This window comes from Microvirga sp. HBU67558 (assembly GCF_018069605.1).
Classification (GTDB): Bacteria; Pseudomonadota; Alphaproteobacteria; order Rhizobiales; family Beijerinckiaceae; genus Microvirga; species Microvirga terrae.
Map to the genome: position 1 here is coordinate 13,411 of NZ_JAGPUP010000530.1, position 14,092 is coordinate 27,502.

The window sequence follows — 14,092 nt, forward strand, 5'->3', positions numbered from 1 at the left end:
CTCTCATTGGGCTAGCTCAAGGGGTGGGTGCTCGAGAGCCACTCGCTCCTTCTCGGCCTTTGCGGCGATCGCGGGCTGGCCCAGCCAGCGGGCCCGCATCGCCTCCTTGACCAGAGCGCCGACCGCGGGCGAGTGCGGCCGCCCGCGGACAGTCACCAAGTTCACCTCGCGCCAGAACTCGGGATCGACCATGGGGCGGCAGACCACCATGGGATGCTTGGCGCAGCTCTGCGTCATGAAGCCGAAGCCGAGCCCGGCGGCGATCATGGCGAGGATCCAGTCATCGCGTTCGCTCCGGTAGACGGTCGCGCATCCCTCGAAGCCATGCTCGCGCCAGAGCGCTCCGGCATAGCAGAAGAACTCGCAATTGACCCGGTTGAGATAGCGGTCGCCCGTGAGGTCGCTCGGGCGGATCGTGTTGCGCTGCGCCAAGGGATGGTTGGGCGACACCACGATCATGAACTGCTCCCGGAACAGGGGCATGTAATGCAGGCGCTCATCCGGCTCCTGGCCCGGGATGCAGTAGATGGCCACCTCGAGATCCCCACTGAGGAGGCGGTCCTCCAACTGGGCCGCGCTGGCATCCACCACTTCGAGCTCGATTCCGGGGTGCCTGGATTGAAGTCCGCTCACCAGGTCGATGAGTTCGTCCGGCTGGATCGTGCACATCACCCCGAGCCTCAAACTGGTCTTCTTGAGCTTGGTGAAGTCGAGGGCCTGCCTCTTGGCCTCAAGCGAGTGCGTATAGACCTCCTCCAGATGCGGCTTCACCATCCGGCCGAGCTCCGACAGGTGGGTGTTGGCGCGCTCCCGATGAAAGAGCTGGCCGCCCAGTTCCTCCTCGAGGAGCTTAATCACCCGCGTCAGGGAGGGTTGGGCCACGTTGCAGCGGTCCGCCGCCCGCGTGAAGTTGAGTTCCTCGCACACGGCCAGGAAGTACCGGATCTGGTGCATTTCCATGGGATCCTCCTTCGAGAGCATTCTCCAGGGATCAGTGTCCGCGCTGACAAGCTCGCACCCTTAAAATACCACCTGCGGCTCTGGAGCCGCGATAGCTTTTGGCTATCGAGTCGAGGTCGGCTCGGCATTTCACTTCCGTCTCCGCCTGCCTGACCATCCGATCACCGCATCGCGCTGGCTCCCGAAGGTGCCTCCATCCGGGCGCGGCGGAACAGAGGAGACATCGACATGCTGAACCGAATTCAAGGCGCTCATATGATCCGGACCGGGCTTTGCGCGGCTACCCTTGCGGCAGGTGCCTTCCTTTCCCTCTCTGCCCAGGCCGGGGAGTGCCCGGCGGACAAGGTCAGCCCCGGCGTCCGCACGCAGGGCGAGATGCAGCCCAAGGGCGTCACGGACACGGTGCTCGCCTCGATCGACCTGTCCAAGGAGAAGGTTAACCTCGCTGATCGCCAACTGCGGACGCGGAAACTGGTCGTCCAGCCCGGCGGGATCGTGCCCTGGCACAGCCACGAGGACCGTCCTGCCCTGATCTACGTCGTTTCTGGCACGATCGAGGAATATGCCAGCAACTGCTCGGTGCCGATCGTCCATAAGGCCGGCGAGGTCTCGGTCGAGAAGAGCGGGGTTCAGCACTGGTGGAAGAACACCGGCAAGACCCCGGTGGTGCTGCTGTCGTCCGATGTATTCCACGACATGCCCAAGGCAGACCCTCACATGATGTGATGCGTTCGGCTGCCCCGGCTGGTGCCCGGTCCGTCAGGCCCGGCACCAGTCCACCCTCCTGCGACAGGAGATGACGATGACCACATCCAGCCAACACGAAGCGAGGTCGATGCATGGCCATCATGCCGGCACGATCGAACGGACTCTTCTTATTGGCCTGATTGCCTTCCTGACGGTAGTCGATCTCTTTGGGACACAGGCCATCCTGCCGGCCTTGGCCCGGAGCTACGGCGTGAAACCCGCCGCCATAGGCTTTGCCGTCAATGCCACCACGATGGGCATGGCGGCCGCCTGCTTAGGCGTCGCCTACTTCAGCCATCGCATCGATCGCCGGCGCGGCATCCTGATCAGCCTCACGGTACTGGCGATCCCGACGGCACTGCTGGCCATCGCGCCTGACCTCGCGACCTTCACGGTGTTGCGGATCGCCCAGGGGCTGTGCATGGCCTCCGCATTCACATTGACCCTGGCCTATCTCGGCGAGCATTGCAGCGCCACGGATGCGGGCGGGGCCTTCGCGGCCTACATCACCGGCAACGTCGCCAGCAACCTCTTCGGCCGGCTTCTGGCGGCGGGACTTGCCGATCATCTCGGCCTGCCGGCGACCTTCCTGTCCCTGGCGGGCCTGAACCTCCTCGGTGCCGTGATCGTCTATGTTTGGCTCACGCAGGCCGCGATGATGACGGATCAGGGCGGATCCGGCCCGTCACCGTTCTCCGTCTGGGCGGAGCACCTGCGCAACCCGCTCCTGCGCCCCAGCTTCGCCATCGGCTTCTGCATCCTGTTTGCCTTCATCGGCACCTTCACCTTCGTAAACTTCGTGCTGGTGCGTGAGCCGATCGCACTCAGCCAGATGAGCCTCGGGCTCGTGTACTTCGTCTTCGCCCCATCCATCGTCACCACCCTGTTGGCCGGCCGTGCGGTGCAGCGGTTCGGGACCCGGCCGACCTTCTGGGGCTCGCTGGCCATCGCAGGCTTCGGCCTGCCCCTCCTGGTCGTGCCGAACCTCCCGGCAGTTCTGATCGGCCTGATGCTCATCGGTGGCGGCACGTTCTTCGCCCAGGCGACCGCCACAGGCTTTGTCAGCTATGCGGCCACGATGGACCGGGGCTCGGCAAGTGGGCTCTATCTCGCCTCCTACTTCTCGGGCGGGCTGGTGGGCAGCGCAGTCCTGGGGCAGGTCTTCGATCGCTTCGGCTGGGGAGCGTGCGTCACGGGTGTCGGGATCTCGCTCCTGGCCGCCTCGCTTCTGGCCGTACGGTTGCGGCCCATGGCCGAGAGCCCGTTGCCTGAAACCGGGCGCGATGTCCCGACGCCAGCCCCGGCCGCGGTCCACTAGGCGTAGCCGGGCGGCTCGATAGCGGGCCTCTATCAATACGGGAGCGAGGCGGCATTTCGGGTCCGATCCTCCCCCTGCCATCGTCGAACGGGTCGGATGACGCTCCGCCCCAACAGCGCACCACCATCAGGAGGATTACCATGAACGTCGCCTTCACCCAGCCCGCGACCGGTTCCGCAAAATCTCTGGACGGCAAGGTCGCCCTCGTCACCGGTTCCACCAGCGGCATCGGACTCGGGATCGCCCGCGCCTTCGCCTCGGCCGGAGCCTCTGTTGTGATCAACGGCTTCGGCAAGCCGGAGGAGGTCAACGACACCCTCGAGTTCCTCCAGCGCGAGACGGGCGGCAAGGCGATCTATTCGGCAGCCGATATGACCAAGCCGGACGAGATCGCCGGCATGGTGAGCCTTGCCCTGGAGGCCTTCGGCCGCCTCGATATCCTGGTCAACAATGCCGGCATCCAGCACGTCAGTCCGATCGACCAGTTCCCGGTCGAGAAATGGGACGCGGTCCTGGCGATCAACCTGTCCTCCGCCTTCCACACCATCCGCCTCGCCGTTCCGGCCATGCGGCGCCAGGGCCGGGGACGCATCATCAACATAGCCTCGGCGCATGCACTCGTCGCCTCCCCGTTCAAGGCCGCCTACGTGGCGGCGAAGCACGGGATCGTGGGCCTAACCAAGGTGGTCGCTCTCGAGACGGCTGAGGAAAACATCACCTGCAACGCCATCTGCCCGGGTTATGTCTTCACCCCGCTGGTCGAGGCCCAGATCGAAGGACAGGCCAAGTCCCACGGCATCCCGCGCGAGCAGGTGATCCGGGACGTGCTGCTGGCACAGCAGCCGAACAAGCGCTTCGCCACCGTGGAGGAGATCGGGGCTTTCGCAGCGTTCCTGGCCAGCGATGCCGCGGCCTCGATTACGGGCTCCGCCCTGCCGGTCGACGGCGGCTGGACGGCTCACTGAGGAGGACGCCATGCTCAAACATGTCACACCCGACACCCAGAGGAACAACAAGGGCTCCGACGCAGCGGTGATCGGCGAACTCGAGCGGACTGGAACCCCGCCTGAAACGATCACCGAACAACGGCTCCCGGACGTCATACCGGCCCGCCTCCGCCGCATCCCGAAGGAGCTCGGACAGATCGTTCTCGTTCTCCAGGGTGGCGGCGCGCTCGGCGCCTATCAGGTTGGCGCCTATCAGGCCCTGCATGAGGCCGGGGTTGAGCCCGACTGGGTGATCGGCACTTCGATCGGCGCGATCAACGCCAGCCTGATCGCCGGCAACGCGCCGGAGGATCGCATGGAGCGGCTTCAGGAGTTCTGGAGCCGCATGCAGCACAGCCCTTGGATGGAGCTCCTGGGCGCGTGGCCTCTCGTGGGACCGTTGGCCACGAACCTGACGACCATCGCTCAGGGCATTCCGGCCTTCTTCCGGCCGAACCTGCCGGCTTTCCTTGGCCTCCAGATACCCTTGGGATCGGACTCTGCCGGCTACTACGATACCTCGCCTCTGGCCCGCACCCTGTCCGATCTCGTCGACTTCGACCGGATCAACGGCAGGCAGACGCGTCTCACGGTGGGAGCCGCCAACGTGCGCACCAGCGAGATGCGCTACTTCGATAGTCGCGACATGGATCTCGATGTCCGGCACGTCATGGCCTCCGGCGCTCTGCCGCCTGCCTTCCCGGCCGTGAGGATCGACGGCGATCTCTACTGGGACGGCGGCATCCTGTCGAACACGCCGGTCGAGGCCGTGTTCGACGACAATCCACGGAAAAACTCGGTCATCTTCGCGGTCCACATCTGGAATCCGCAGGGATCCGAACCGGATACCATCTGGCAGGTGATGAGCCGGCAGAAGGACATCCAGTATTCCAGCCGCGCGGTCAGCCACATCACACGGCAGAAGCAGATCCATCGGTTGCGCCACGTGATCGCTGAGCTCGTGCGGCGGCTGCCGGAGAAGCAGCGGAAGACCGAGGCGGTGCGGGAGCTGGCGGCTTACGGCTGCCTGACCCGCATGCATGTGGTCCGGTTGCTGGCGCCGCCTTTCGAGGGGGATGACCACACTAAGGACATCGACTTCAGCCCGCGGGGCATCCGCCGCCGCTGGGAGGCGGGCTACGCCGACACGAGCCGGGTTCTGGAACTGGCACCGTGGTCGGGTGACTTCGATCCAGTCGAGGGCTTCATCCTGCACGAGGCCCGGCCCGGGATAATGATGACGGCGGGCTGAGCGCGGTCTGGGATCATAGGTTTTGTTGCGGAACCATCCCGATAAGGTATGCGCCGATGGGAGCTGGCGCCCTTGTTGTAGCCCGATACGCACCAATTTCCGCAATGGGTCAAACTGAGCCATTGAGTTCTTGCCTGTGAAGGTCAGCTCACGCCTCCAATGCGGAATTATGGCTAAGGTCAGCCCGGTGCCAACAAGCGACATTTCGGTGTGTTGCCACACTTCGAGCAGGAGAGAACTCGGCGATAGTACTGCCCGATTGCTAGCGATGCTGTCTGCCAGCGGTTCAGAGCTGATGATGATCACGGCCATTGTGCGCTTTCCCCTGCCCGAAGGTCTCTCATCCGACGAGGTGAAGGCCGCCTATGAGCACTTCGCACCCCAGTTCCGGGGAGCGGCAGGGCTGATCCGGAAATACTACTTGCTCGGCGCGGAGCGGACGGGAGGCGGCGTGTACCTGTGGGAGAGCCTCGAGGCCGTAGAAAGGATGTATTCCGACGCCTGGCGGCAGCGGATTGCCGAGCGTTTCGGTGCGTCTCCGCAGATCGAGTACTTCGACACGCCTCTCGTGATCGACAATGCGGCCGCATCAGCCTGAGCACGAAGTGGAAGATCGGAAGGGCTCGCCACGTGGTGGTGCTGCCCTCGAGATCCGCCTTGATCTGGATTAATGCCGCGGCCGGAGAAGGCGCCATGCTTTGCCCAGGTTCGATGGGAAAGATCCCTTGGTCCACCACCAGGCTGCCGGATGATTCCTGCGGCAACCTGCTTGATCTTCGGGTATGATCAGGGACGAGCGAGCTTTTCACGAGCCGTACCAACGGCGGAGGGCTCCATGACCATCAATGATGAGCGTTTGCAGGCCGGGAATGGGTCGAAGGCTGACCGGGTCTATGCACCGGACATCCTCCCGAGGCTTCAGTCGCTGCTCGCGATCCTGGCTGATTTGGACGTCGCCCACGGAAGCAACCTGCTGGTGATCGAGAGCAGGCCGATGGCCGAGGCCCGCAAGGAGCAACTGATCGCTAATCTCTGGCAGTCCCATTGCAGGCGGCGCGCCCCTTACCTTCGCGAAATCGAGGCCCTCAGGGCGCGGATGGAAGCCGCATTCCATTGAGGCGATGCCATGAGGGCCATGGTTCTCCGCAAGGTGCGCACAGATCTCGTGATGGAGGAGCGCCCGGTTCCGCCCCCCGGACCAGGCGAGATCCGTGTCATTGTGGAAGCCTGCGCGGTGTGCCGGACCGATCTCCATGTGGTCGACGGCGACCTGCCGCACCCCAGGCTACCCGTCATTCCCGGCCACGAGATCGTGGGACGGGTGGAGGCACTCGGATCCGGGGTCCGGAGTCATAAGCCGGGGGACCGTGTGGGCATTCCGTGGCTCGGCCATACCTGCGGTCACTGTCCCTACTGCGCCTCAGGCCATGAGAACCTGTGCGACGAGCCGCTGTTCACGGGCTACACCCGCGACGGCGGCTTCGCCTCCCACGTCATCGCTGACGCAGAGTATGCCTTCGGACTGCCGGAGGACGGCGATCCCATTGCACTGTCTCCGCTCCTCTGTGCCGGCCTGATCGGCTGGCGCTCGCTGGTGGCTGCCGGTCCCGGCGAGCGGATCGGCATCTACGGCTTCGGTGCGGCGGCTCACATCATCACGCAGGTCTGCACCTGGCAGGAACGGCACGTCTTTGCGTTCACGCGTTCGGGCGATCTCGCCGCCCAGGAGTTCGCGCGCTCGCTCGGAGCGGTCTGGGCCGATGGCTCCAACGAGGCGCCGCCCGAAAGTCTCGACGCAGCGATCATCTTCGCGCCCGTGGGCGATCTCGTACCCCTAGCGCTCAAGGCCGTGCGCAAGGGCGGCCGCGTGGTCTGCGGCGGCATCCACATGAGCGACATCCCGAGCTTCCCTTATCGGCTTCTCTGGGAGGAGCGGCAGGTTGTCTCCGTCGCCAACCTGACCCGACGGGACGCCGCGGATTTTCTGGCGATCGTTCCCAGGGCCCGGATCAGGACCCAGACGGTGCGCTACCCACTGGAGGCCGCCAACGAGGCCTTGGATGACCTCCGGTCGGGACGGCTCCAAGGGGCCGCGGTCCTGGTCCCCTGATGCAGGAAGGAAGCAGATGTCATTGCGTCCGGAAATCGAATCACAGGTTCAGAGGGAGAAAATCATGATCGAGAACATTCGCAGCGTCCTGATCGGGATCACGGAAGAAGGCGAAGCCGAGGAACGGTCGTCCGCGTTGCCCTACGGGCTTTCGCTCGCCCGGCAGGCGGACGCCCATGTCACTGTCGAGGCTGCCTCCCTGAAGCTCACCCTGACCCATGCCTTCGTCAGCGCCATCGCCGAAGGACTGGTGGCCGCCGAGAACCGCCGGCTGGATGCGCTTGCGCGCGCGGTCGCCGACTCGTCCCAACGGGCCGCGGCCGCATCGGGCGTTGCCTGCACCACACAGGCGCCGCAGCTCGCCTATCCGGCGCTCATCAAGAGCTTTACCTCCCTTGCCCGCGCCCATGATCTGTCGATCCTCGACTCCGAGCCGATTGCCCTGGCCGTTGATCGCGGGCTGATCGAGGCCGTACTGATGGACAGCGGCCGGCCGCTCATCGTCGTGCCACAGGGTCGCGAGGCCTTCGCGGGAGACAGGATCGTCGTGGCATGGGATGGCAGTGCCAAGGCGGCACGTGCCCTGAACGATGCATTGCCGTTCCTGCGGGCTGCCACTCAGGTCGAGCTGGTCAGCGTCACGGGCGAGAAGGACCTGGAGCACACGGTGCCTGGTGCTGAGATTGCACCGCACCTCACTCGTCATGGCGTCACGGTGAACGTCCTCGCGCTGCCTGCGATGAAGGCGGACGTGGCCGAAACCCTACGCAACCATGCCCACCTTACGCGTGCCGACATGATCGTGATGGGTGCCTATGTCCATTCACGCCTGCGCGAGATGGTGCTCGGCGGTACGACACAATCGCTGCTCAAAAACGCGCCTGTGCCCCTGTTCCTCTCCTACTGAATGCAAGCGCACGCAACTCGAAGATTATGACCTGCCGATGGGCTCTACCCCTGAATGGATTGCAGGTAGGCGAGCAGATCGTTGATCTGAGCCGGGTCGAGCTGGAACTGGGGCATGGACGGGTGGCCCGTCGTGATGCCTTCCGCAAAGGCCTCAGCGAGGTCCTCAACGGGATAGCGCGTGTGCAGGGTCCGGAAGGGTGGCGCCTCCGGAATGGGGCTTTCGCCGAAACGCCCGATGGCATGGCATTGAGAGCAGTTCGTCTGTGCGAACGTGAACCCACGCTGCACCCGTCCGGACTGGGCCATGGCAGCCGACGAGGCGCTAGCGAGAACAAGGGAGAGGACAGCCAGCCGCCGCATCATCGATGCCCCCCTGCCATGCCGGGTTGCGCTGGCGTCACCGAGACGACCTGGAACGTGTAAGGCTTGTCGTCATCGTCCTCGATGGTGACGTATTCGCCCTCAATGAAACGATGCTGATGCAGGTGATAGCCCGCTTCTTCGTCGCCAAGCTGATCCTGGTTGTAGTCGATCATCCAGGTCGCTCCGCCGGCTCCGCCTGGTCGATGGACCAGAACACCCTGGCGGTCACCCTCGTCGGCCCAGAAGCGCCTGACCCGGCAGTGATTCCGTCTCGCTCCCCATTCTTTCTGATCGAGGCGCCCCTCTGCATCGAGCGGCGCGGTGATCTCATAGCCGTGACGGGAACTTCCTTCGGGGAACTGCTTGCTGCGGGCGAGGTGCAGCGTGATGTGATGGAGCATCAGTCCCTCCCGGGCATGGCCACGGCTCAAGCAGGCCATACCATTGTGGCAAAGCGTAGGATCCAACTCGCCTCGCCGCCTTGATCCTGATCAACACGGAACCAAACGTGGATCGGAAAGCCGATGCGAGGCTACCCGCGCGCTCCATCCTTCAGGGCATCCCTGATGCGCCGGATGATGACCCCTTTCGCGTTTCTGCCAGCCGCCGCCTCCACGGCATCGTTGATCTCGAGAAGCAGTTCCGCGTAGTCGTTGTGCCAGTCGCGGTGCCCGGCGCTCGCACTCGGCAGACGCTCCTCACGGCGCTCGATCCGGACTGCTTGGTCGCCTGCCAGATCATAGACGTCGTCGATCTCCGGAATGATCGCGCCGGGCGCGTGATCAAGATCGGCTAGGGACGCTTGCAGCGCCTTGAGGGGCGGGTCTTCTCCATGCACGAGGAAAACCCCGCGCCGGACTGGAAGACGCTCGGCGAGCCAGGCCTTCAGCTCCGGCCCGTCCGCATGGCCCGAGTAGAGATCGAGTGTCCGCATGCGGGCCCGGACCTTCACCTCCTCACCGTGGATCCGGACCTTCAAGGCACCATCCTGAAGGATCCGGCCGAGCGTGCCCTGCGCCTGAAACCCGACGAAGAGAACGGTGGCCTCGTCCCGCCAGAGCCAAGCCTTCAGGTGATGCCGGATGCGGCCTGCCTCGCACATCCCGCTGGCGGCGATGATGATGTGGAAGCTGTGGATGCGGTCGATGGCCTTGCTCTGCTCGACAGTCTCCGTGAAGCGGACCCATCGGGACTCGAGCGCCTGGACTAGATCGGTGCCGTTCCTGAGTTCCCCGGCATGCCGCTTGAAGATGGCGCTGGCCTTCGAGGCCAGGGGCGAGTCGATGAAGATCGGAATGTCCGGCAGTTCACCCGCTTCCATCAGCTCCAAAAGGTCTACGAGGAGTTCCTGCGTTCGTTCAACCGCGAACGATGGAATGAGCAACGCGCCGCTCGGATGCATCGCGGCCCGGACCTCGTCACGCAGCATCCGGCGGCGACGCTCGATGGTGGTGCCCGCACGATCGATATCGCCATAGGTGGATTCGAGGATCACGTAATCGAGGTCGCGGGGACCGGCGGGATCGGGTTGAAGGAGCTTGTGATCGGGGCCGATATCGCCGGAGAACAGAAGGCGGGTCGGCTTCCCGTCCCCACCATGCATCACCTCCATCTCGATGGAGGCCGAGCCCAGCAGATGGCCTGCATTCCAGTAGCGGGCGCGGAAGCCGGGAGCGACCTCCTGCCATTGCCCGTAAGCCACGGGCCGAAACCGTGTGAGGCACGCGACGGCGTCCTCCTCCGTGTAGATCGGCGACACGGTCTGCCGACCTCGGCGGCGGTTGCGGCGGTTGAGCTGATTGACCTCCATCTCCTGGATGTAGCCGGAGTCCGGCAGCATGATGGACGCGAGATCCGCCGTTCCGGCAGTCGCGTAGATCGGACCATCGAAGCCGGCCTTCACGAGCTTCGGCACGAGGCCGCTGTGGTCGATGTGCGCGTGAGTGAGGCAGAGTGCGTCGATCCCTGCGGCGCGGAACGGGAAGTGCTGGTAGTTGAGCTCCCTTTCCTCCTTCGACCCTTGGAACATGCCGCAATCTATCAGGATGCGGGCTGTTTCCGTCTCGAGCAGGAAGCAGGAACCCGTCACGGTTCGGGCGGCGCCGTGGAAGTGGAGACGAAGCGACAAGGTTCTCTCCCGGGCTTTGACCGTCGGGCGGAAGGATCGCACCTTCGTACACCGCGGTCGAGCCGCCGCGTTTGATCCCGGTCAAGCCCTCGGGACAAGTTGAGACCGTTCCCGCGCCCTACCTAGTCGGCAAGGCGTTATCGAGCCCTCTTGGCGAGGCGGCGCATGGCCTCGAGCCATGCCGCCCGTTTGGCGTCGCCCATGCCCCCGATCAGGCCGATCAGCGTCTGCCGGTTCGGGCCGATGCCGACCAGGGACAGGACGCTGCGCTTGAGGCTCTTGAGGCTGTGCGCTCCGAAGTACCAGCGATACGCGAAGGCTGGCATGCCCATGGTGATCACGATCCGCGAGGACCTGCCCTTGAGCACACTCTTCCAGCTCGCCCCTTCCCGACCGCCCGTCAGGAATGTGGGGCGCAGAGCCTGCTCCAGGAATCCCTTCAGGAGGGCCGGCATCCCTCCCAGCCAGAGAGGATAGATGATGACGAGGTGCTCGGCCCATGCCAGCGTCCGCTGGGCCTCCACGATGACGGCTGGCGGCGGGTCCTTGTCCCAGTCCGCTTTCGAGCGCAGCAAGGGGAAGTCGAGGTCGGCAACGGTAATGAAACGAACGTGGTGGCTGCCTGCAAAAGCTCCCTCGGCGTAGGCGTCCGCCAGCGCATGACAGAAATGCTCGCCGCCAGATGTGGGGTGGCCCTGGATGATGACGATGCGCGTCATGCCGGTGTCCGCTGCTCGTTTCGTGGCGCCCACTCCGCCCGGAGCCGCTTGGCCAGCCCGAACCAGCCGCCCGCCAGGACCGCGATCGTCAGGGCTGCTGCCAACCACCACGGGCTCGGCGGCGACAGGCGAAGAATGGCGGCAAGGGGTGGCACGTAAAGGACCACGGCGATGATGGCGGCAGCCACGGCCCCGATCACCCAGAAGGCGAGCCTGCTACGATCGAAGAACGAGGTGCCCGGCTCCGCCGCGTCGGCGAAGGCGAGGACCAGATTGCCGACCACCAGGGCCACGAACGCCGATGTGCGCGCCTGCGTCTCGGGGATATCCACGTTCAGTGCCCAAACATAGAGGCCGAGGACGGCGCCGAGAACGACGGCTCCCTGGATGAACCCGAGCACGATCTGGGAAGTGCCGAAGAGCGGCTCGCTCGCGGGACGCGGCGGCCTCTCCATTGCTTGCCGCTCGCTCGGCTCCCCCTCGAAGGCGAGCGAGCAGACCGGGTCGATCACGAGTTCCAGCAGGATCACGTGCATCGGGTACAGGATTGGCGGCAGCCCCATGACGAGGGGCAGCAGGGCCAGCCCGGCGATGGGCACGCGGACCGCCGTCACGTAGATCAGCGCCTTGCGCAGGTTCGTGAAGATGCGCCGCCCGAGCCGCACGCCGCCGATGATCGAGACGAACCGGTCATCGAGGAGGACGAGGTCCGCCGCCTCGCGCGCCACATCCGTGCCGCGCCGCCCCATGGCGATGCCGATGTGGCCGGCCTCGAGCGCCGGCGCGTCGTTGACGCCGTCGCCGGTCATGGCAACGACCTCGCCGTTGGCCTTGAGCGCCTCGACGAGGGCAAGCTTCTGCTCCGGCATGATGCGGGCGAAGACACGGATGCGCCGCACCCGCTCGCGCAGGCCTTCTGGGTCGAGTTCGGCGACGTCCTTGCCGATGAGCACACCGCCACTCGTGTCAAATCCGGACCGGCGGGCGATCTCCAGGGCCGTGGCCGGATAGTCGCCCGTGATCATCGCCACCGTGATCCCGGCGCGCTTCGCCTCGGCGACGGCCTGGGGAACATCAGACCGGACTGGATCCTCAAACCCGATCAGGCCCTCGAACCGGAACGCCAGATCCTCGGGAGCCGCAGCATGGTCCCAGTCATCGCGGGCGGATGCCACCCCCAATATCCGGAGACCGCGGCCCGCCAGTCCCGCAACCATGGCGTCCATCGCCGCTCGCTCGTCATCGCTCATGCGGCAGAGGCGAGTAATCGCCTCGGGTGCCCCTTTCGCGGCATAGAGAACGCCGCCCGTCGAAACGGGCCAGACCTGGATGAAGGCCAGCAGCTCGGGACGGAGCGGATAGGTGCGCAGTGGGGCTCCGGCCCAATCCGCTTCCGGGAGAACCCGCATCCCCGCTATGCGGACAGCCTTGTCCATGGGATCGACCGGGCGGACGGCGGACGCGAGCAGCGCCGTCCGCAGCGGTTCGACGGCAGCATCGGCAAGCCTGCCATGGCCCCGCAGGTCCTGTGCCTCGCCGCCCCGCCACACCGTGGTGAGAGCCATCCGGTTCTCGGTCAGCGTCCCGGTCTTGTCGACGCACAGGAACGTGGCTGCGCCGAGGGTCTCGATCACCGCGGCGCGGCGCACCAGCACCTTGTCGCGGGCGAGGCGAAAGGCCCCGAGCGCCATGAAGATCGCCAGCACCATCGGGAACTCTTCCGGCAGGAGCGCGATGGCCAGCGTGATGCCGGACAACGCGCCGCCGATCCAGTCGTCCCGCAGCACGCCGTACGCCACGGCGACGATGGCGCAGAACGCGAGCGCGAGGATGCCGAGTCTGACGATGAGGGCCCCGGTCGTCTTCTGGAGCAGCGTCGGCTCGTCCTCGATAGCAGCCAGCGAGGCGCCGATGCGTCCCAGCCGCGTCGACGCACCGGTGCGCACGACGTGGATCATGCCTTGCCCGCGCACGTTCAGGGTCCCGGCAAACAGGTACGGGGTGTCGTCTCCCCCAGGCTCCGGGTCTTCGGCTCTGTCCATTCCGATTGGCGCAGGACGTTTGGACACCGGCACGGACTCGCCCGTGAGGGCGGACTCGTCGACCGTCAGCGCGTCGCCCGCGATCAGGAGGCCATCGGCCGGCAGGCGCTCCCCCTCTCCGACGAGGACGAGATCGCCCGGCACGACCTCACGCGCCGGGACGCGCCGCTCGGTCCCGCCGCGGATCACCCGGGCGAACGGCTCGGCCAGCTCACGCAGGGCTGCCAAGGCCCGCTCGCTCCTCGCCTCTTGAAGCACCACCAGGCCGATGGTCGCGACGGCGCCAGCCGTCATGAACAGGCCTTCCCCGATATCGCCGAGCACCAGGTAGAGCCCTGCGGCGGCCAGCAGAAGCAGGAACATCGGCTCGCGCAGGATGCCGCGGACAATGTCGATTAGGCCGCGGGAGCGCGTCCCCACGACGGCATTGGGCCCATGTCGCGCGAGGCGGTGCTGCGCCTCGGCCTCGTCGAGACCCGTCAAACCCGCAGGTGCGACCATCGCGGCGTCGGCGGTATGGCCACTCCGTACCGTTCGCGCATGCACGGTCATGTCCGC

The 14,092-nt window shown here is 65.6% G+C and carries 14 protein-coding genes; 8 read left to right on the top strand and 6 right to left on the bottom strand.

What is annotated here, in order from left to right; genetic code table 11:
* Positions 1–3 precede the first annotated feature (3 nt).
* Positions 4–960 carry a LysR family transcriptional regulator gene (locus tag KBI52_RS17715; RefSeq protein ID WP_210809084.1) on the bottom strand — a complete coding sequence of 319 codons (957 nt, stop codon included), beginning with the start codon at positions 958–960 and terminating at the stop codon, positions 4–6.
* 228 nt (positions 961–1,188) lie between these two features.
* Here KBI52_RS17715 and KBI52_RS17720 point away from each other — a divergent pair, with 228 nt between their 5' ends.
* The 8 genes from KBI52_RS17720 to KBI52_RS17755 all read left to right on the top strand — a co-directional run bounded on the left by KBI52_RS17720 (position 1,189) and on the right by KBI52_RS17755 (position 8,280).
* On the top strand, positions 1,189–1,686 hold the full coding sequence (locus tag KBI52_RS17720) for a cupin domain-containing protein (protein ID WP_173948653.1): 498 nt from the start codon (positions 1,189–1,191) through the stop codon (positions 1,684–1,686).
* Positions 1,687–1,762: 76 nt separating this feature from the next.
* The gene (locus KBI52_RS17725) at positions 1,763–3,025 is read left to right on the top strand and encodes an MFS transporter (protein ID WP_210809087.1); all 1,263 of its coding nucleotides are present in this window, start codon (positions 1,763–1,765) and stop codon (positions 3,023–3,025) included.
* Positions 3,026–3,165: 140 nt separating this feature from the next.
* On the top strand, positions 3,166–3,990 hold the full coding sequence (locus KBI52_RS17730) for a 3-hydroxybutyrate dehydrogenase (protein WP_173948655.1): 825 nt from the start codon (positions 3,166–3,168) through the stop codon (positions 3,988–3,990).
* Positions 3,991–4,000: 10 nt separating this feature from the next.
* On the top strand, positions 4,001–5,263 hold the full coding sequence (locus KBI52_RS17735; RefSeq protein ID WP_247654469.1) for a patatin-like phospholipase family protein: 1,263 nt from the start codon (positions 4,001–4,003) through the stop codon (positions 5,261–5,263).
* 298 nt (positions 5,264–5,561) lie between these two features.
* Positions 5,562–5,861, top strand: a complete 300-nt coding sequence (locus tag KBI52_RS17740; RefSeq protein WP_173948656.1) for a monooxygenase — start codon at positions 5,562–5,564, stop codon at positions 5,859–5,861.
* 237 nt (positions 5,862–6,098) lie between these two features.
* Positions 6,099–6,380 (top strand): hypothetical protein, encoded by a 282-nt coding sequence (locus KBI52_RS17745; protein WP_210809089.1) that lies wholly within the window; start codon positions 6,099–6,101, stop codon positions 6,378–6,380.
* A gap of 9 nt (positions 6,381–6,389) precedes the next feature.
* Entirely contained in the window at positions 6,390–7,373 is a 984-nt protein-coding gene (locus KBI52_RS17750) for a zinc-dependent alcohol dehydrogenase family protein (protein WP_173948658.1), read from the top strand.
* A 64-nt stretch (positions 7,374–7,437) separates the two neighbouring features.
* Positions 7,438–8,280 carry a universal stress protein gene (locus KBI52_RS17755; protein WP_210809091.1) on the top strand — a complete coding sequence of 281 codons (843 nt, stop codon included), beginning with the start codon at positions 7,438–7,440 and terminating at the stop codon, positions 8,278–8,280.
* Positions 8,281–8,324: 44 nt separating this feature from the next.
* On the opposite strand, the gene KBI52_RS17760 is transcribed toward KBI52_RS17755, so the two are convergent.
* The 5 genes from KBI52_RS17760 to KBI52_RS17780 form a co-directional block, all read right to left on the bottom strand.
* The gene (locus KBI52_RS17760) at positions 8,325–8,642 is read right to left on the bottom strand and encodes a cytochrome c (protein WP_173948700.1); all 318 of its coding nucleotides are present in this window, start codon (positions 8,640–8,642) and stop codon (positions 8,325–8,327) included.
* Positions 8,642–9,046: a hypothetical protein gene (locus tag KBI52_RS17765; protein WP_210809095.1), complete on the bottom strand. Its 405-nt coding sequence runs from the start codon at positions 9,044–9,046 to the stop codon at positions 8,642–8,644. Before KBI52_RS17765 ends, KBI52_RS17760 begins: the two co-directional genes overlap by 1 nt.
* A 131-nt stretch (positions 9,047–9,177) precedes the next feature.
* Positions 9,178–10,773 (bottom strand): MBL fold metallo-hydrolase, encoded by a 1,596-nt coding sequence (locus KBI52_RS17770; RefSeq protein WP_210809098.1) that lies wholly within the window; start codon positions 10,771–10,773, stop codon positions 9,178–9,180.
* Between the two features lie 137 nt (positions 10,774–10,910).
* Positions 10,911–11,492 carry an NAD(P)H-dependent oxidoreductase gene (locus KBI52_RS17775; protein ID WP_210809101.1) on the bottom strand — a complete coding sequence of 194 codons (582 nt, stop codon included), beginning with the start codon at positions 11,490–11,492 and terminating at the stop codon, positions 10,911–10,913.
* Positions 11,489–14,086: a cation-translocating P-type ATPase gene (locus KBI52_RS17780; protein WP_247654470.1), complete on the bottom strand. Its 2,598-nt coding sequence runs from the start codon at positions 14,084–14,086 to the stop codon at positions 11,489–11,491. The genes KBI52_RS17775 and KBI52_RS17780 overlap by 4 nt, the downstream gene beginning before the upstream one ends.
* Positions 14,087–14,092: the final 6 nt, after the last annotated feature.